The 19554-nt window shown below is 46.8% G+C and carries 16 protein-coding genes; 6 read left to right on the top strand and 10 right to left on the bottom strand.

The genetic code is table 11. The features are described from left to right. Window positions 1-7 precede the first annotated feature (7 nt). Together AWJ19_RS07055 and AWJ19_RS07060 are read right to left on the bottom strand one after the other, a co-directional pair. Entirely contained in the window at window positions 8-1519 is a 1512-nt protein-coding gene (locus tag AWJ19_RS07055; protein WP_068722442.1) for a sugar ABC transporter ATP-binding protein, read from the bottom strand. Window positions 1520-1610: 91 nt separating this feature from the next. After that, window positions 1611-2645: an ABC transporter substrate-binding protein gene (locus tag AWJ19_RS07060; protein ID WP_068722594.1), complete on the bottom strand. Its 1035-nt coding sequence runs from the start codon at window positions 2643-2645 to the stop codon at window positions 1611-1613. A 265-nt stretch (window positions 2646-2910) separates the two neighbouring features. Here AWJ19_RS07060 and AWJ19_RS07065 point away from each other — a divergent pair, with 265 nt between their 5' ends. From AWJ19_RS07065 to AWJ19_RS07075, 3 genes are read left to right on the top strand one after another with little or no spacing between them, the layout of a single operon-like run. Further along, entirely contained in the window at window positions 2911-4713 is a 1803-nt protein-coding gene (locus tag AWJ19_RS07065) for a sensor histidine kinase (protein WP_068722444.1), read from the top strand. Between the two features lies 1 nt (window position 4714). Beyond that, a complete protein-coding gene (locus tag AWJ19_RS07070; protein WP_068722446.1) occupies window positions 4715-6313 on the top strand; it encodes a response regulator in 1599 nt (532 codons plus the stop codon). Beyond that, the gene (locus tag AWJ19_RS07075) at window positions 6310-7275 is read left to right on the top strand and encodes a substrate-binding domain-containing protein (RefSeq protein WP_068722448.1); all 966 of its coding nucleotides are present in this window, start codon (window positions 6310-6312) and stop codon (window positions 7273-7275) included. Before AWJ19_RS07070 ends, AWJ19_RS07075 begins: the two co-directional genes overlap by 4 nt. 17 nt (window positions 7276-7292) lie before the next feature. Here AWJ19_RS07075 and AWJ19_RS07080 read toward each other — a convergent pair whose 3' ends face one another. Beyond that, window positions 7293-8105 (bottom strand): glycoside hydrolase family 16 protein, encoded by an 813-nt coding sequence (locus AWJ19_RS07080; protein WP_068722450.1) that lies wholly within the window; start codon window positions 8103-8105, stop codon window positions 7293-7295. Between the two features lie 346 nt (window positions 8106-8451). On the opposite strand from AWJ19_RS07080, the gene AWJ19_RS07085 reads away from it, so the two are divergent. Then, entirely contained in the window at window positions 8452-11589 is a 3138-nt protein-coding gene (locus tag AWJ19_RS07085; RefSeq protein ID WP_241781629.1) for an amidase family protein, read from the top strand. 213 nt (window positions 11590-11802) lie between these two features. Further along, window positions 11803-12180, top strand: coding sequence for a hypothetical protein (locus tag AWJ19_RS07090; RefSeq protein ID WP_068722452.1), 378 nt, complete (start codon window positions 11803-11805; stop codon window positions 12178-12180). Here AWJ19_RS07090 and AWJ19_RS35120 read toward each other — a convergent pair. The 5 genes from AWJ19_RS35120 to AWJ19_RS07110 all read right to left on the bottom strand — a co-directional run bounded on the left by AWJ19_RS35120 (window position 12143) and on the right by AWJ19_RS07110 (window position 15132). Continuing rightward, window positions 12143-12469: a hypothetical protein gene (locus tag AWJ19_RS35120; RefSeq protein ID WP_198536485.1), complete on the bottom strand. Its 327-nt coding sequence runs from the start codon at window positions 12467-12469 to the stop codon at window positions 12143-12145. The two genes, AWJ19_RS07090 and AWJ19_RS35120, sit on opposite strands and share 38 nt — an antisense overlap. After that, a complete protein-coding gene (locus AWJ19_RS36325; protein WP_241781630.1) occupies window positions 12438-12620 on the bottom strand; it encodes a hypothetical protein in 183 nt (60 codons plus the stop codon). The genes AWJ19_RS35120 and AWJ19_RS36325 overlap by 32 nt, the downstream gene beginning before the upstream one ends. A 168-nt stretch (window positions 12621-12788) precedes the next feature. After that, the gene (sigK, locus tag AWJ19_RS07100; protein WP_082707741.1) at window positions 12789-13331 is read right to left on the bottom strand and encodes an RNA polymerase sporulation sigma factor SigK; all 543 of its coding nucleotides are present in this window, start codon (window positions 13329-13331) and stop codon (window positions 12789-12791) included. A gap of 7 nt (window positions 13332-13338) precedes the next feature. Then, entirely contained in the window at window positions 13339-14067 is a 729-nt protein-coding gene (locus tag AWJ19_RS07105; RefSeq protein ID WP_068722453.1) for a ThuA domain-containing protein, read from the bottom strand. Between the two features lie 15 nt (window positions 14068-14082). Beyond that, the gene (locus AWJ19_RS07110; protein WP_241781631.1) at window positions 14083-15132 is read right to left on the bottom strand and encodes a Gfo/Idh/MocA family oxidoreductase; all 1050 of its coding nucleotides are present in this window, start codon (window positions 15130-15132) and stop codon (window positions 14083-14085) included. Window positions 15133-15262: 130 nt separating this feature from the next. Between AWJ19_RS07110 and AWJ19_RS07115 the strand changes: the two genes are divergently transcribed. Next, window positions 15263-16156 carry an AraC family transcriptional regulator gene (locus tag AWJ19_RS07115; protein ID WP_068722455.1) on the top strand — a complete coding sequence of 298 codons (894 nt, stop codon included), beginning with the start codon at window positions 15263-15265 and terminating at the stop codon, window positions 16154-16156. 58 nt (window positions 16157-16214) lie between these two features. On the opposite strand, the gene AWJ19_RS07120 is transcribed toward AWJ19_RS07115, so the two are convergent. Both AWJ19_RS07120 and AWJ19_RS07125 read right to left on the bottom strand, forming a co-directional pair. Continuing rightward, a complete protein-coding gene (locus tag AWJ19_RS07120; protein WP_068722457.1) occupies window positions 16215-17846 on the bottom strand; it encodes an alpha-glucosidase in 1632 nt (543 codons plus the stop codon). A gap of 128 nt (window positions 17847-17974) precedes the next feature. Then, on the bottom strand, window positions 17975-19549 hold the full coding sequence (locus tag AWJ19_RS07125; RefSeq protein ID WP_068722459.1) for an ABC transporter substrate-binding protein: 1575 nt from the start codon (window positions 19547-19549) through the stop codon (window positions 17975-17977). Window positions 19550-19554 lie beyond the last annotated feature (5 nt).

Here is a 19554-nt window from a genome sequence, read left to right on the forward strand (position 1 = left end):
TCCCGTTTCAGCCCCCCGCAATTGCCTGCATAATTTGATGCTGGCTCATATCTTTGCCCGAGATTTCCTTAACCTTACGGCGGTCACGTAATATGGCAATCCGGCCGCTTACGCGCAGCACCTCCTCCAGTTCGGAGGAAATGAACAGAAACGACATGCCTTGTCGTGACAGTGACAGCACCAGCTTCTGAATCTCCGCTTTAGCTCCAATGTCAATTCCCCGGGTAGGCTCATCAAGGATGAACAGCTGTGGTGAAGTCAGCAGCCATCTGGCCAGCAGCACCTTTTGCTGATTCCCACCGCTCAGGTTCTTAATCAGATGGTCGGGACTCGGAGGATTGATGTTCAGCATGCAGATATATTCATCTGCATACTCTTCCTGCTGTTTGCGGGAAATGGTGCGGAATACACCTTGTTTGGCCTGGAGAGCCAGGATAATATTTTCCCTGACGGTCAAATCGCCGATAATCCCCTCCGTTTTACGGTTCTCTGAGCAGAATGCAATCCGGCGGCCGATCGCTTCACGGGGAGTATGGACACCTTCGCTTCTTCCAGAGAATCTCAGTTTGCCGGAGTCCGGCTTGTCGGCACCGAAGAACAGGCGGGCCGCCTCCGTCCGGCCTGATCCGAGCAGACCGGCAAGTCCCACTACTTCTCCTTTATGGATGGACAGATCGAAGGGTTCGATAGCTCCTTTGCGCCCCAGACCTTCCGCCTTGACCAATTCTTCACCTAGAGAATCCTTATACTCTTCAGCCAGACTAGGCAATTCCTCCAATAAGTTAAGCTCCTTGCCGATCATTTTGAGCACAAGATCCAGCCGCGGCAGATCCTTGGCCATGTATTCGCCGACAAACTCACCGTTCCGCAGAATGGTTACACGGTCAGAGATCTCATACATCTGATCCAAAAAATGAGTGACAAACAGAATCGCCAGCCCATCCTGTTTCAGCTTCTCCATGATCCGGAAGAGCTGCTGCACCTCATTCTTGTCAAGACTTGAAGTCGGTTCGTCAAGAATCAGCACCTTGGCCGAGATATTAAGCGCTCTGGCAATCGCAACAAGCTGCTGCACCGCAACAGAATACATATAGAGCGGCTCCGTGACATCAATCTGCAGATTCAGGCGTTCGCTGAGGATTTCCTGAGCGCGCTTATTCATTTCCTTCCATAGAATTCTCCCGAATTTTCTCGGTTCTCTTCCGATAAATATGTTCTCTGCAACTGTCAGATTAGGGCATAGGTTCACTTCCTGATATACCGTGCTGATTCCCGCAGCCTGCGACTCCAGCGGACTCTGCACCGAAATAGGGGCCTCCTCCATTTCCACGCTGCCCTCATCTATCGAATACACACCGGTCAGCACCTTGATCAGCGTCGACTTGCCAGCGCCATTCTCGCCCATCAATGCATGAACCTCACCTGGAAACAGACGGAGATTCACATTACTAAGTGCTTTGACACCTGGAAACCGCTTGTGAATCCGCTTCATCTGCAGTATGGGCTTCTGAGTGCTCATTTCATCATCCACTCCTCTTTGTCCATAGAAACCACCCCGTCAGCTGCTTGAGAAGCCGGCGGAGTGGCACCATATAAGTCCGTTTGACCGATTAATATGACCGGCTCGGCAAGGCTTCCTTCGCCTGCTCTGAAGTGAATGTCGATTCCTCCGTCACAATCCGCGCCTCTACCGGCTTGCCATCTACAACATTCTGCACAATGTCCATCAGCTGTGGTCCGAGCATAGGATTGCACTCCACGATAAAGTTGATTTTACCTTCACTTGCAGCCTGCATTCCGTCCTTGACAGCATCGACGGAGATAATCGTAATATCCTGGCCCGGCTTAAGCCCTGCTGCCTCAATCGCCTGAATCGCGCCGAGTGCCATATCATCGTTATGGGCATATAGAACATCAATGTCCTTATTGGCTTTTAAGAAGGCCTGCATAACCTCTTTGCCCTTAGCCCGTGTGAAATCGCCGGTCTGTGAAGCAATTACTTTGAGGTGCGGATTGCTCGCAATCACTTCAGCAAAACCAGCCATCCGGTCATTGGCCGGAGCAGAACCTGTAGTTCCCTGCAATTCAACAATGTTGATATCCTCTGTGGTATCCTTATATTTCTCAGACAGCCACTCACCTGCTTTTCGTCCTTCTTCCACGAAGTCAGAGCCGAGGAAAGTGACATACAGAGAAGTATCCTTGGAATCTACCGCACGGTCGGTCAGGACTACCGGAATTCCCGCATCCTTCGCTTCCTTAAGTACGGTATCCCAGCCGGATTCTACGACCGGTGAAAATGCAATTACATCTACCTTTTGCTGTATGAAAGAGCGGATCGCCTTAATCTGGTTCTCTTGCTTCTGCTGCGCATCCGAGAATTTCAGGGTATAACCCGCTTCTTTGGCAGAATCCTGAATCGACTTGGTGTTTGCGCTACGCCAGCCGCTTTCCGCTCCAACCTGTGAGAATCCGAGCGTGATATCTTTGGCTTCCTTCGTATTGCCGGTATTTGCCGCTGGAGCTTTAGTTGTCTGATTGCCGGTATTCGCCTGATTTCCTTCGTTGTTATTGCCGCACGCTCCGAGCATTACCATAGATAAGGTAAGCGCAAGAACCGCTCCCATTTTCCCGAATCTCTTCATGTAATTGATTTCCTCCCCTTTGTCATTCACCATCATTTGGTGTTGGCCCCAGTATAAACCGCTTTCAAAATGGCAAGATACAGGTTCGCTTTGCCATTTGTTTTCTTTTTTTATGTTTTTAAGGATTCATATTAAATTTGGTGTATATTTTTGTTTGGAACGTGTAGATTTTGGATGCGCTTTCTTTATCACTCCCAAGAGGGCGGTATTTGTTATACACTAAGGTTTGAAACCATGTGAATCTTACACTGAGGGGATATTACCAATGAGGATGATACGTTTGATCTCCTCCAGCTTGAGGGCAAAATTGCTGGTCTTGTTCATCATACTGACCACCATCCCGCTCATTGCAGTTGGACTTGTCGCCTACCAGAAATCCTACGCTTCGATCTCCAGCCACAGTAAAGCGGCAAGCATGCTGCAGGCAGATACGCTCGGACGAAATATCGATAATCTGTTTACAGACACAGAACGGCTGCTGGAATTGAGCAAGAACCCGCAGGTCATCCACTTCCTGTTCTCGCAGTCGGAAACCTATCAGGAAGCCAAGGAGATTCTGCAGACTTTTACACTTTATAGGGACACCTACAAATATGAAGATGTTATGAATATCAGCTTTATTAATCTGTATGGCAAAGGTATCAGTGAACGAAAGGGAGTCTTCCAGTCCAATATCAATCCGCTGCGCAATCCGCATTTCCAGATCCTCACCCAGTATCCGGATGCTGTGCTTAGGGTCCCTCCTGCCATGACATCCGAATTTGACCGCGTTGATGGCTTTACCTACCCGGACCAGGGCGTTATTTCTATAATTGCGGCTGTGAAGCAGCGGATTACCCATGAAGTCATTGGCTTCATTATTATTGACTTAGACGATTCCTTCTTTAAGGAATTTGGCGAAAACGTCAGTATCGGCAAGACAGGGTTCTTCTGCATCCTGGACCAGGAGAATCATCCTATCTATGTGCCGTCAGCCGGCAGGCAGGATTTGAATATTCTTACCTCAACAAACTTTTCCGCTCCAGAATGGTCCAGCCGCAACAGCTTTGTATTAAATACGAAGGGACAGCCATGGTTTGTTGTCTATACCCCTTCGCTCACTACAGGCTGGAAGGTCGTTGGGCTTGCACCGCTTCAAGAGGTGGTCTCTGAGGCGAACCGGATCCGGCAGCTGATCATTGTCAGTGTGGTGCTCAGCATTGTATTCGTCATCATCATTCATTTCTTATTGACCCGCAAGCTCACCCAGCCTATCCAGCTGCTTCAGCATAAAATGAGACTGACCGCAAGCGGCTATCTGGAGGCTAAAGTCAAACCTTCGGGCAATGATGAAATTGCTGACTTAGGTCAAAGCTTTAATATCATGGTTGAAAAAATAAAGGGGCTGCTGGAGCAAAGCATCAGGGAGCAGAAACTGCTGCAAAAGGCGGAGCTGCGCACGCTTCAGGCGCAAATCAATCCCCATTTTCTGTACAATACGCTGGATTCCATCGTCTGGCTGGCTGAAGCGGGCAAGAATGATAGTGTCATCCATCTGGTAAAAGCGCTGTCTCAATTCTTTCGGCTCAGTCTGAACAAAGGGCGGGATTGGGTCATGATCCGTACTGAGCTGGCGCATGCTCAGAGCTATCTGATCATCCAGCAGATGAGATACCGGGATATTCTCGAGTATCAGATTCAGGTGGAACCAGAGCTTGAGGAGTATCCGATTCTCAATATGACACTGCAGCCGCTGATTGAGAATGCAATCTATCATGGAATCAAGAATAAACGAGGCAAAGGATTGATTACGGTCAGCGGTTATGCGGAAGGCCATTCATCGGTCGTACTCACCGTCACGGATAACGGCATCGGCATCTCCGCTGAGCGGCTGGAGCTTCTTAGGAATCAATTGAATCAGCCCGCCCAGGCAGAAGAAAGCGATCTTTCGGAAGGCGGTTTCGGGCTGCTGAATGTGCATCAGCGTCTGCGCCTTTATTTCGGAGAAGAATATGGACTCCAGCTGGACAGCACTGCCGGGGAATGGACAACAATCTCCGTACGCATACCCAAGAACAAGGGGGCTTGACATGAAGAAGGTAATGCTGGTCGATGATGAAATTCTGATTCGTGAAAGTATACGGGAGTGTGTCGATTGGGAGAAGGAGGGGTTCATTTATTGCGGAGACGCCCCTGACGGCGAATTGGCCCTGCCGCTGATTGAACAGCAGATTCCTGACATTCTCATTACCGATATCAAAATGCCCTTTATGGACGGGCTCGAGCTTAGTTCCGTCGTCCGCCAGCGGCTCCCGCAGATCAAGATTATCATTCTGAGCGGACACAACGATTTCCAGTATGCACAGACCGCGCTGCGGCTCGGCGTGGAAGATTATTGCCTGAAGCCGTTCAGCTCTGCGGACCTTATCCAGCTGCTACATGCGGTAAGTGCCCGAATTGATGAAGAACAGCGCTTGAAAAGACGATATGCCTACACTCCTGAAAAGCTGTTTGCGGATCTGTGCGGCGGACTTATCGGCACCGCAGCCGCCATTGAAGCAGCGGATCAGCTGGAATTGCAGCTTACCACTCCCTATTATGCGGTTGCCATTCTAACCTTGTCCCCTTCCGGTCCGCAGGACACAGACATTGGCCATGACACATACCGGTCTGCCCAACAGCTGATAGATGAACGGCTGGCTGCGCTTCAGGATATTTTCATGTATAAACGAAGCTGTACAGAAACTGTAGTGATTATGAAGGGAAGTCTGAGAGAAGAGCTTTCCGGCAAGCTGAAGACCGTTACAGAAAGTCTGCAAATTAAGCTAAAGGCAGCATTTAACTGTGATCTGTCGCTCTCTCTCGGCAATGTTCAGGATCGGCTGCAGGGAATCCATATTTCTTATCTGGAAGCTGAGGAAGAGAAAACCTGGAAGAAGCTATCTAAGCAAAACAAAGCCGCGCTGTGGGAGTTTTCCTTTGATTCTTTAACAAACAGAGTGCTCCTCGACCGGAACCGGCTGATTGATTTCCTAAAGCTCGGCTCTTCAAAAGAAGCACCCGACTTCATCAGGCAGTTCACAGCAGAGATGAGCGGGATAAACTGGGAATCCATGTACGCCTATTATTTGATCAACGATCTTACGCTTGAATTGGTTCTCACGGCCAAGAGAAGCTTTCAGACGGGCGGAAATACGGAGGATTTAATGAAAAATCTGCAGCAACAGATCCGCAACATCGCAAGTATTGAGGAGTGCCAGGATTACCTGCTTACACTGCTGGAGCAATTATGGAAATGGCGGCTGGAGGGTTCGGATAAATATGGAGAGCTGATTGACAAAGTAAAGCTGCACATCCGTCAGCACTATGATGATGACCAGCTCTCCCTCTTCGATATTTCTAGACAGATTGGCGTCAGCTCCAGCCACCTCAGCAAGATTTTCAGCCAGGAGACCGGGCAGACGATGACCGAATATTTAACTTTTACCCGGATCAGCAAAGCGAAAGAGCTGCTAAAAACGACCCGGTCCAAAACGTTTGAAATCGCTTATCAGGTAGGCTACAACGACCAGCATTACTTCTCCAATCTGTTTAAGAAAGTCACCGGCATGACCCCTACTGAATACCGGAAGCATGGCTTTGCAGAGGATCAAGGCCGAAGGGTCAGGGAAGGCGGGAGCAATCTATGAAATTAGGCTCAGGAAAAGCAAAACGTTTCTTGCTGCCGCTGCTGGCATTTCTGCTTCTCCTAAGCGGATGCGAAGGTAATAGCACCAGAAACGACAGGCAGGAATTGATGGACATTACACCTTCTCCTCCTACCGAATTTAACAAACCGCCGCTTGTCTTTGGCATTATCTACCCGATGGTGAATCCGACCTATGAGACCATTACGGAGAATTCGGAGGCAGCCGCCACAGGCCACAACATTAAGTTGCTGGTTCAAGCCCCGGATGAAGCCAATCTGGAACAGCAGGTCCGGATCATGGAGATGATGATCAAACAGGACGTAGACGGAATTGCCATAGATCCTGTCGATTCGCAAGCCTTAATCCCGGTGATCAACAAAGCCGTACTCAAAGGCATCCCTGTGGTCTGCTTCGAATCCGATTCTCCCGCCAGCGGGCGGGTTGCCTTTATTGGTGCAGACAATTACGAGACTGGAGCCATTATAGGTCAGGCGGTTAATAAACTTCTGAACGGCAAAGGGATGATTCTTGTACAATCCGGCATGCCTCATATGTTCGGGCTCAGCCAGCGGCTCGCGGGGCTCCAGGACTATTTGAAGAACCAGTCAGAAATAGATATACTGGACATTCGCAACAACGATGGCACAGAAGAAGGCGCGATGCGGCAGCAGGAGCAAATGATCAGCGCCCACCCGCATTTCAGTGCATTGATTAACCTCGATTTCGTTTCCAGCTCCAGCTCCATTCTGGTCTGGAAGGCCAAAGGCCTGAAGCGATACAACATTGCATTCGGCCTGACTCCTGAGGTAAAGGAATCGCAGAAGAATGGGCAGATCACCCGAATCATTTCACAGAATGAACAGCACTGGGGGGAAGCTATTATCAGCACACTGCGCTCGATAGTAAACGGCCAATCAGTACCCGAATTCGTCAACACTAAAATTGTGGAGATTCATGAGTAGCAAGCTCGCCGAGCTTCCTAATCCCTTTGATAGAACCGGACATAATCGACCCGGAACTCGCTCGGGTACTCGGGCGCTGACTTGTCCCCGCTCTCTGGCTGCGGAATTTCATAAATGTTCAGCATCAGCTGCATGGGATAGTCCGGCGACTGCTTCGAGTGATGTATAAGCTCGTTATCGATGTAGAAACCGACGCCCTCCGCTGTCCAGTCTACCGCATAAATGTGAAACCGGCTGGCGTCGATAGGGAACTCCCGCTCGAAGAACTCCTCTTCGATGGCCGGATCCCCAAAAGGATGCAGGCCGAATCCGATGACCGACTTCTCCGTGTCTCCGCCATTCCAGCCTTTCTGCTCAAACACGCAGATCTCAGCAGACCGCTCCGGACGGTCCTCGAAGCCGATCATCCAAAGGGCACACAAATTATTGGGATGATATAGCCCCTTCGCCCGAAGCTCCAGATAGCCGTATTGAGGTGTAAACAACCTCTCCTCAGCCTGTTCTTCGCGGACGCGGCAGCTGCCGGAGAAACGGTGCTGGCCATACTCGCTGCCGAGCGGCCCGGAATAGACCCCAGTCTGAAGATTGCTGACCTTTATTTCCCCATTGAATTCAGGACTCCAGGGCTCCTGGTCTTCCGTAATTTGCAGGATCAGCTGGCTGTCCTCGAACCGGTAATTCGCCTGGGTCTTTGCACGGCTGCTCCATTGCGGCAGATAGAATGGGAGCCATTTGCTGCGGTCCAGGTATCCTGAATCAAAATCATCCTCATAGACCAGCGTATACCCCGGCTTCTTCGTTTCATTTCTCGGAAAATCGTACCCCGACATCGCTCAGCATCTCCTTTGATCATCCTTTTTATCAAGCATAATCCATACCTTCCACCTTGTACAATAGAGTGTCCGCCCCCATATAAAAAACACCTCTCATAGCTGCATCAGCTCCGTGGGAGTTCCAACGCCAGCTTTAAGGGGGGCGTCTGTTTATTCGCTTGTTTATGTATCCATTTAATATATAACATTAATATAACAAATAATGATAGATATAATCTTTAATTATTGTTAAAAGCTAAAAAAGTTATATCAAATTTAAAATTTTAATTGACTGATAAGAATTACGGTGTTATATTCCCTAACATGAATTAATAATATACATAGAGGAAAAGGAGATCACTAAATGAATAAGTTTAAGCATCTACGTAAAACTAAAAAAAATCATTCTGGCTCCACTCAACCTGAATCTTCACCGGCAAAAAAGAATTGGAGTAAAAAGCAAACTATCGCTACTTCAATTGCGTTTTCAGTTATGGCTTCGGGAGTCATTCCGTTTCAAACAGCAGATGCTTTAACTAGAGTCACTTCAGAGAGTGGCACAGTATGGGAGATTCACGATGTTTTTGCCCCCAGCTTAGACACAGGAAGCTTACGCACAGTCGGATCTACACAAGTACAAGGCTTCGGCAATATTTTTGTAAAAGTGTCCTCTCCTTCAGCCTCACTGATGAATGGCCAAATGATGCGCGGGTTTGACCTGAAATTCGATGGCGTTAATACTTTCACTTCAACTCAATCGGTAAATCTGGGAAATGTAACCGTCACTCGAGCTGTTTATGTCGATACAAAAAATAATAGAACGAGATTCTTTGATACTTTCACTAATATTAATCAGGAGGCTGTAAAGGTCGATGTATCTTTCGGAGGCTCTTTGGGGTATGGTACAGCGGCAAATGCTTCAGTAGTAAAGGCAACCTACTCCAATGATCTAGAGGTAACCACAGATGATTCATGGATTGTAGTAGACAGCAGCGCTAGAAACAATAAGCCGTTTGGTATTGCAGTCGGCTCTCCAGCTCCATTTAATAATGGATTAACCGGTCTGGGTAATCAGCAAAAGGATCCATTCACAACACCATTAGCCAAGTCTGGAAATGATGCGAATTTCTACGGGTTCATTAATACCTTAAATATAAGGCCGGGCGAGTCGAAATCCCTTGTACATTATGTACAAGTTGGAGAAGCCGGTGAAGAAGGATTGAACAACCTGGTTACTAGGCTAAATGGACTTAACAGTCAGCTGGATGTGACCGGATTAACCAACGCACAAATTCGTTCTATCAGTAACTGGGATATATCTGGTATAGAAGGACTTGATACTGGAGATAGCCTGGTGATTCCAAATGCTCCTGCAGCCAAAGCACTAGTAACTTCATCCCCTTACGATGTGACGAATAAATCCATTGCACAAATGCAGCAGGATATGATAAATGGTAAAACGACCTCCGTCCAGATTACTCAAGCGTATTTAGATAGAATCACGGCTTATGATGAAGGTCAAATGGGATTACATGCCTTCCTGCATGTATCTGAAACGGCGCTTACCCAGGCAAAAGCTGCTGATGATGCCCGGGCACAAGGCGCTAAAGGTGATCTGCTAGGGATTCCAATTGCCATTAAAGATATATATGATACCAAAGATATGCCGACTACAGGCGGTACAAAAGCCCTCGAAGGCTGGCAGCCTGATTCTGATGCCTACCAGGTTGCTAAACTAAGAGAAGCTGGAGCTGTAATTATTGGTAAGACCAATACCTCCGAGTTTGCAAATAGCGGCAGCTTCAGTGAAAGTGGCTGGATGCAGACATGGAATGCGCTATATCCATCCAAAACCTCTTTTGGCTCCAGCGGAGGATCGGCAGTGTCTGTCGCCGCTGATTTCGCAGCTGCGGCAATGGGATCGCAAACAGGGGTATCTCTTTATGCACCATCTACTGGCGCAAGCTTAACTAACTTCCGTGGTACAGACGGTATAGCAAGTGTTACTGGTGTAATGCCACTCACCTGGGGACAGGATTATGCAGGTCCCATTGCCAAAACAGTAACGGACCTGGCTATTCTTTTAAATGCAACAACGGGTACAGATCCAAAGGATATCTTTACAGTGACTGCTGATGCTGATAATAAGCGTCCGGCTGACTGGAAGGATTCTCTGGATTCAGAGGCATTGCAAGGCAAGAAAATCGGATATATTCCTGCATCCTTTGTCTCTACATTTGCCGATGATGATACCGGACAAGCAGTAATGGATAAGTTCTCAGAGCTTGAAGCAGCTGGTGCAACAATGGTTGAAATGTCGGCAGTACCATCAGGACCTAGTCGTCCTTCGGGCATTAATGGATCTACTGAAGGCTGGGCACGCTATATTGAGCTTCATGAAGATTTCCCTTACATTGATGGAGCAAGTGTATTAGCTTCAGATAAGGTGCTTATTTATAATCAAAGAGCATACAGTACCCCAACTCGTATGACTGAACAGGCTGTTCAAGATTATATCAAGTATAGAACAGATTATAAGGAAGTTATCAGACAGTGGATGGACGATAATAAAGTGGATGCTGTTGTCTACGCAGGATTTATTAGTGACGTATACAACAATGATGCTGCAGCTTCCCAATTAAGCTCTGACCGCGGAACAGGCGTACTAACGTCTACTGTTGGATTGCCTACGGTAGTAGTTCCTGTAGGAACGAATGACAGCGGATATTCTATCTCAATGCAGCTTGTTGGCAGAGCATGGGATGATGCGGAGATTCTCGGGATGGGCTATGCACTTGAGCAGCAAAGTAAAGCCAGAATCCTTACAACCTTTGCTCCGGCGCTTCGATACGTTTCAAACTCTACTAATCCCGGTCCAATAGATAACGGAACAACCAACCCGGCTCCAGGTACTGGGGTAGGCACAGTAACTCCTCCAGCAACAACAGCGCCTGTAGAAACACCTGCACCTCAGCCGGAAGTTGTTAGTTTTGCAGATACAATCAATCATTGGGCAAAAGCAAGCATTGACTTCCTTATTGCCAAGGGACTACTGACGGGTTATGCCGATGGTACCTTCCGTCCAAATTCAGGTCTGACCCGTGCCGAAGCCATTAAGGTCATTGCAACTCACATGGGACTTGAAGGACAACAAAGCAACTTTACAGATGTATCTTCAACTCATTGGGCAAATAAGTTTATTGGGGCAGCTGCCGGATCTGGCCTGATGAACGGATATAGTGATGGAAGCTTCCGTCCGGATGATAAGATCAGCCGTAGTGAATTAGCGGCTCTGATAGCCAGAGCTTTTAAACTGACAGGTACCGGAACTGCCTCCTTCACAGATGTTCAAAAAAATGCCTGGTATTATGCTTCCATTGACGCACTCGCATCCAATAATATTATTACAGGCTACGCAGATAATACATTTAAGCCTGAGAAAGATATTACTAGAGCGGAATTTGCGACAATTATTGCTAGATTACTGGAGACTGCGAATTAAAAAATTATTAAGGCCATCCTAAAAGGATGGCCTTAATAATTTTCGTTACAGATAATACAGTGAACCCTATCATAGGTAGGGCGAAACACATTGTAGGTTATAGCTAATCACTAACTATAAATGTGCGCCCCAGATTAAAGAGAATTCGTTAATAGACAACATATTAATTTTTCCTTAGAATAAGTGAAAAATAAATGACCGAGGTTTAACAATATGAGTCTAACGGTTAACTTAACAGGTAAAGCAAATGTAGAAGATATAGTCACTGATGCTTTAGAAAGGCAAGTTCCATCGCCTCATAATGATTTATTTGGCGTTGAGATATGCAGAAAAACACTCTGGGGAAATGATTTGATTGTTGAGCTTGGATGTGAGTTAATACCTGTTCTAAAAACTCATGATATTATTGTATACGATGAATATGTTGAAAAACTGAGACTTGAGTTTCTCATTTTGCTTGATAATTTAGATCGTATTAGCCAACATACAGATTATAGAAAAGACTATATTGAATTTAGAGTGAACAACGCTTTAGAAATAATAAAAATAGCACTTAACAATTTAGATAAAGTTGGAGTTTGGATTGGCTAGTTACTAAAACCATCTCATCCAATGATAACAACAGCATCTTTACGCTGAAAAGCAGAGGTAATTCTTCGGTTAGCGGATTTACATTTTCAAAGAGATATTCCTTGTCTGCTTCGTTTAACTTAATGGCAGTCCAATTCTTCAACTGGTTTAGTTCGTCAAGAATGATTGGCAGGTTTTCTTCAGTTACATCAACACCATATTCAAATAGTTCGATCCACTGCAATTTAAGTGCTTGAATCCCGGGTAACCAGCATCTTTCAAAAAAAGGTAGATAAGCAACCCTGTTCATTCATTTTCTCGATCTTACCCGTACTATATTCTCTAACAATCTGCCCCTCATTTGTCTTATATACTATATATGTTCCATTTGCTTTAGCATCCAATTTGGCACGGTCGCCTGTTAGTCTAATTAGTTTGGCAAGGTCCTGCGTAATATTCATCAACACAGAAACACCTCATTTCCGCTTGTAGTTCGAGTATACCACAGCAAAGCACAATTTATATCAGCTTAAAGCGTGGTGTATAGAATCTAATCATTGAGTTTTCTAAAATAAATAACCTGTAAGACAGAGACCTTTAATGTCTCTTTCCTACAGGCTACTTTTCAACTACCGCTTCGCCTTATAAAACTCATGATAAAGCTTCATCAGCGCCCTTTTCTCTATACGCGACACATAACTCAGAGAGATCCCCAGATCTTTCGCAATTTCCCGCTGCGTCCTTTCTTCCACGCCTGTGTCCAAACCAAACCGCCCTACCACGACTTCCTTCTCACGTTCATCGAGAATATCGAGGTTCCGATATATCTTGCTCTTTTCTATCTTCAAATCCACCTCTTTTATCACATCATCTGTTTCCGAGCCGAGTATATCTATGAGGGTGATCTCGTTTCCCTCTTTGTCCGTCCCAATCAGATCATGAAGTGACACGTCTTTCCGTGTTTTTTTCAGCGAACGGAGGTGCATCAATATCTCATTCTCGATACATCGGGCCGCGAACGTGGCGAGTTTTGTGCCCTTATTCGGGCGGTAGCTCTCAATCGCCTTAATCAACCCAATCGTACCGATGGAGATGAGGTCCTCCATGTCTTCGCCGGTGTTATCGAATTTTTTGAGGTTGTGGACACGATGCGATGTCAAGAAAATAATCATTTTTGTTTTAAGGAATCAGCTCAAGCGGCGCTACGCGCCCGTATGAGACTTTGGCAAGGCTGCTTTTGACTGCCCACCGGACGCTGTTGCTGATGACTTGAAGAATCTCAGGCTGATGGTAGACCGGAAAAGTCTCATGCCCGGGTCTGAAGTAAAAGATGTTCCCCTGTCCGCGTTTGTAGCAGCAGCCGCTGCGGAACACTTCTCCGCCTTCGAACCAGGAAATAAAGATAAGCTCATCCGGAGCCGGAATCTCAAAACGTTCGCCATACATTTCTTCCTTTGGAATTTCAATATATTCTCCAAGTCCTTTGGCAATCGGATGCCCCGGTTCAATGATCCAGATCCGCTCCTTCTCACCGTCATCGCGCCATTTTAAGGCGCCTGTATTGGTACCCATTAAAGCATGGAATATTTTCGAGTTATGTCCAGAATGAAGCACGATTAATCCCATGCCGTTCAGCACTTTTTGCCGCACCTTTTCCACAATCTCATCACTTACTTCGTCATGGGCCAAATGTCCCCACCATAGCAGTACATCCGTTTGTTCCAGCACTTCGCTGGTCAATCCGTGCTCCGGTTCATCCAGAACCGCCGTCCGTGCCTCCATATCTTCTTGTGTATTCAAATAGCTTGCCAGCACCGTATGAATACCTTCCGGATATACAGCTTTAACCTCTTCATTGTGTCTTTCGTGACGATATTCGTTCCAGACTGTGATTTTGATTGTAGACATGATATTTCCCCCTTGTTATATGAAAATCCAACGTTGTTCTTTTAATGAGACTAGGATTGAATCAATCGCATGCTGGTTTACATAGCCGTCTTCCATAGTGGCATCGTATCCGTCACCATGTCCATTTACCAGATTAATGAAAGCTGTCATTTGATCCACCTGAAATTCTGCAGGAATCTCTACTTTCCGGAATACCTCATCGCCATCTTCAGCTAATTTAACATATAGAACATCCTCTTCCTCCAGGTTATACAGCACTGCTCCCCGTTCTCCGAAGATTTCTAACTGCTGAAAGTTTCCGCGGCCGAATGCAAATCTGGAGATGGCCATGGTGCACGAGACCCCTCCCTCAATCCTGGCAAGCACATGACAGAAATCATCGACATCCACCTCACCCTTACCATCACCATCAAGCAAAGGCCGCTCCTTGATAATCGTTCCGGCATCTGCCATTACCCGTTCCACATCGCCTACAAGAAAACGCTGAAGATCGAGCAGATGCGAACCCAGGTCTCCAAGCGCGCCCGAACCGGACAGCTCCCTGCGGAATCTCCAGACTAGCGGAACCCGTTCACTTAGCCCCCAGCCTTGCAAATACTGGCCGTAAACATGTTTAACTGTACCTAATTTCCCTTGATCTATCAGCCATTTTGCGTATCTCACCGCCGGCTTGTACCGGTAACTGAAACAGAGCATATGCGTTAAATCCGTCTCACTCAGCAGATCACGCAGTGCGGCAGCTTCCCGTTCATCAAGCGTCACCGGCTTCTCCAGAGCAAACGGCTTTTGCTGCTTGATAGCCTCACAGGCAATTTCATAATGATTATAGTTGGGCGTACCGATACTTACAGCCTCCAGCTCAGGGTCTGCCAACATTTCTGTATAATCCAGGTATCTTCTTGATTCCGGGATCTGATACTGCTCTCCCCGGCTTGCCAGCACTTCCTCCTTACAATCACAAATCGACCACAAGACCGCTTCTTCATTCGCCAGAAGTCCGGAAATATGCATGTCTGATATGCCGCCAAGACCAATTACACCGACTTTCAGTTTTGCCAACTGCACCACCCTGCCCCTTATAAATATCGTTTGTAACACAATTAAAGTATAGTCTGTGCTAGAATAAACGAACATGGCAGAAAGATACCCTTTTTGTACAAAAACTACTTTTCACTTGCCTTAAGGGGGAGTAAATATGTTTGCAATCAATACCGAAATGCTGCCGAGAATCAAACTGATGGGATACGTTTCCTACAAGCAGCCCTGGATTCATTTTAAAAGAACAACCAACGAGTATGTCCTCTATTTCATCAAAAGCGGAGAACTTCATCTTAAAGAGAACGGAATTCACTATTTTCTTAAAAAAGGAGATATCCTTTTACTGGAGCCGAATATTGAACATGAAGGAACAGAAAAACATGTCTGCGATTACTACTTTATTCATTTTGAGCATCCGGATATGAGCTTCGCTCAGGGAAGGGATTTGCTGGCGATGGCCAGGCGCTTCATACTTGAGGAGGAGATACGGCAAACCGAAGGAGAGCATTTCATTTGCCATTTCCCGAAACATTACGCTTTGTCCAAAAACGTCCTATCTTTTCATGCTATGAATGAAATGCTTCTATTATACAGAAGAAAATATTTCAACCGCGGATTAACCGCCCTGAAGTTTACCGAATGGATTATCGATGTGTCACGCGAGCATTTCATTACAGCACTTCAAAATCAAGAAGGCAGCAATACCAAGCCCCTGATTAAAGTCCATGCTCTCCTGGACTATATTCACGAGCATTATACAGACAAAATTACCGGGCAGGGGATCGCGCAGGAATTTGACTGCAATTACGACTATCTGAACCGCGTCTTCACCAAGCTGACAGGCCAGAGTATCATGCGCTATGTCAACCGTGTAAGGATCAACCATGCCAAAGAGCTGATTGAAGCTACGCATCTGCCGTTTGGTGAAATCGGCTATTTGACTGGTTTGGATGACCCTTTTTATTTCAGCAAAGTGTTTAAGAAGATTGTTGGAGTTACACCTTCACAGTATTACAAAGAGATACGGGGACAGGTAAAAGAACCCCATTAAAGAACAAAACCGGGGCAGCATCAGGTGTACCCGATGTTGCCCCGGATGGGGTTAAAGCCTACAAAAGTTTAACGGCGAATGCTTCGTACGGCCGCAATTGTAATTGTTTAAAGTCTAAGTCTTCTCTGGAATAGTTTCCGATGATTATTTCCCCTGCTTGACCGAATCCGGGCAGCTCCAGCGCCACCGCCTCCCTGCTGAAATTGGCAGTTACCAGCCAGGTCTGACCTTCGTAACGGCGGTAATACATGAACACTTGATCCGGCACACCCGTCACCAGTTCAAAATCCCCCCATACAACGATCGGATTGTTCTTTCGCAGTTCGATTAACTTCCGGTAGCAGTGGAACACTGAATCCGTATCATCCAGGTTTGCCTTCATATTAATTTCTGTATAATTCGGATTTACATGCAGCCATGGCTCTCCGGTTGTGAAACCCCCGTTAGGGGTAGCATCCCATTGAATCGGTGTCCGGGCATTATCTCTTCCCTTGGCATTAATGGAATGAATAATCTCTTCCTTGGCATATCCGCCTGCAAGCCGTTCATGATACATATTAATGCTCTCTATATCCTGCACTTCGCTGATCTCTTGAACCGGATAATTAGTCATTCCAAGCTCTTCGCCTTGATAAATGTACGGTGTCCCCTTCATTAAGTGCAGCAGAATGGCAAACATCTTCGCGCTCTGCACACGATACTGCCCGTCATCCCCCCAACGGGATACAATTCTCGGCAAGTCATGATTGTTCCAGAACAGGCTGTTCCAGCCTTCGTTCCCCAGCTCTGTCTGCCATTTCGCCAGCACCTGTTTTAATTCACTTACAGCAAGCGGCTTCAAATCCCACTTTTCTCTGCCCTCCTGCTGATCCAGACCGATATGTTCAAACTGGAATACCATTGACAGCTCGTTCCGGTCCGGATTGGAATACAGCTTCGCCGCTTCCGGTGTCGCCCCCCAAGTCTCTCCCACGGTCAGAACATCATGCTTGCCAAACGTCTCCCGGTTCATTTCCTGAAGATATTCATGCAGCTTCGGCCCATTTCCTGTAATCTCCTGATCCGGTACTTTGCCGACCAGATCAATCACATCCATTCGGAATCCGCCGACCCCTTTATCCAGCCAGAAATTCATCATGTCCCATACCTCTTGCCGGACTTTGCTATTCTCCCAATTCAGGTCCGGCTGTCTGCGGCTGAACAAGTGCAGAAAGTACTGGCCGCTCGTTTCATCAAGCTCCCAGGCCGAACCGCTGAATGTTGAACGCAGGGAATTGGGAACTCCGCCGTTTACCGGATCACGCCAGATATAGTAGTCCCGGTACGGATTGTCTTTTCCCTTGCGGGCTTCAATAAACCATGGATGCTCATCCGAAGTATGATTGACAACCAGATCCATAATAATCCGGATATTGCGGTGACCGGCTTGTTCGATTAATTCATCCATATCCTTCATGGTTCCGAATTCGCTCATAATGTCCTGATAATCACTGATGTCATAGCCGTTATCATCATTTGGCGACTTATAAACGGGACTAAGCCAGATCGCAGTGATACCAAGCTGACCGAGATAGTCTAATCTGTTGATAATTCCCCGGAGATCGCCGATTCCGTCCCCGTCACTATCCTGAAAACTTCTGGGGTAAATCTGGTAGATAACCGCTGTCTGCCACCATTTCGTATTACTCAATGCAACCACTCCTATATGTTCTATTTATCTATAACTATAGACCAAAAGTGAAAAGAGACATAACCGAAGGATTATGCCCCTTTGTCAGACAGATTCGTTTAACTAATGAATTTAGTAATGGAGCACCGCTATTTCTTGCCGTTTTCTTTAAGCCAGGCATCAAGCTGCTTTTGTGCTTCTGCAATCACCTTATCGGCTCCCGCTGCCTTTTGTTTCTCCAGCATTTTAGGCACAACCTCTTCCGGGTCCAATTGACCGGACTTCAGCCCGTCCACAAAGGTTTTATTGGCATTGTCGATTGAGATCAGTTCATTTTTGACTGGCTCCGGATCAAACACAAATCCGAAAATCCGGGAAGGGTTTGAAGAAATGTGTTCATTGAATTTTTCATAGTTCTGGTATTTATCCGGGTCTTCTCCTACACGGGTGTAGTTAAGCATCTGATTGCCGATTTGCCACATAATATCATGATAATAGCCGACGCTGTCTGTTGTTTGACCTTCCGGCAGAGCAACCTGACCATCTTGCAGCACATAATGCTTCCCTTCAATCCCGAAGTTAAAGAGGGTCAGCAATTCCTTGTCTTTATAAAAAAGGTTAAGCAGCATCATTGCACGTTCAGGATCTTCTGAGCTCTTCGAAATCGCATACATAGTTGCTGTCATCTTTCCGGTCTGCAGACGGTCAATATTAAGAGGAATCTGCAGCATTTCACGCCCTGCCTTAATCGAACCATTCGGTGAGATAGCAGCTTTACCAATCTCCATATCAGCCAGAATGTCCATATCACCTACAAAGGCGAACCCTTTACCGGCCTGCATTTTCTTCCAGGCATCTAAACCGGGAGTGAGTGCATCCTTGTTAATGTATCCCGCCTTGTACCATTTGTTAGTCAGCTTGGCAAGCTCCATATACCGGGGGGTGGTGAATGAATTGATGACTGTATAATCATCAGCCGCTGTCCCTACGGTGTTAATAGCAGCAATACTTACAATAGAGTCCAGATTTGTGGATGAATAGTAAGCTTCGAGCGGAAAGCTTGGTGCCACCAAAGGTGTAATCCCCGGTTCATTCTCCTTGATGGTTTGGAGCATAGGCTCCAGATCCTCGACTTTACCGGACTTCAGTGCAGTCAGATCAAAGCTGTATTTGTCCACAAGCTCTTTGTTCAAGTAAACACCCTGCGTGCCGCCCAGCTCCTGATGGGTATGAATGCCGTACAGCTTGCCGTCGCGTTTTGCCGGCTCGTGATAATCCTTCTCTACGGCTTCGATATCAGGACCGTACTTGGCCAGCAAATCATCAAGCGGCAGCAGTCCACCTTTGGTAACCTGCTGCTGGAAACCAAGCCAATCCGCCGTAAACAGCAGGTCCATTTTATCACCGGAAGCCATCATCAGATTCGTTTTATCGCTCCAAGCTCCCCAATCGATGGGATTCAGCTTAACCGTCATGTTCAATTCCGGATATGTTTGTTTCAGATAATCATTCATCGCATCCTGAACCAGCTGATTGTCTTTTTGCGGCGCATCGGGGAAGACCATTACAACCTCGTAAGGCTTGAGCCCCGTGCTGGCTGTCACCTCCGGCTGAGCTGAACCCGCCGGTGAATTTGCTGTGTTATTTCCTCCGCAACCAGCTGCTACGACTGAAGTCAGCATCAGCGACGCCAGCACAGCAGAACTCTTTTTTAACCAATTCATAAATA

This window comes from Paenibacillus sp. DMB5, assembly GCF_001517085.1.
Lineage (GTDB): Bacteria > Bacillota > Bacilli > Paenibacillales > Paenibacillaceae > Paenibacillus_AQ.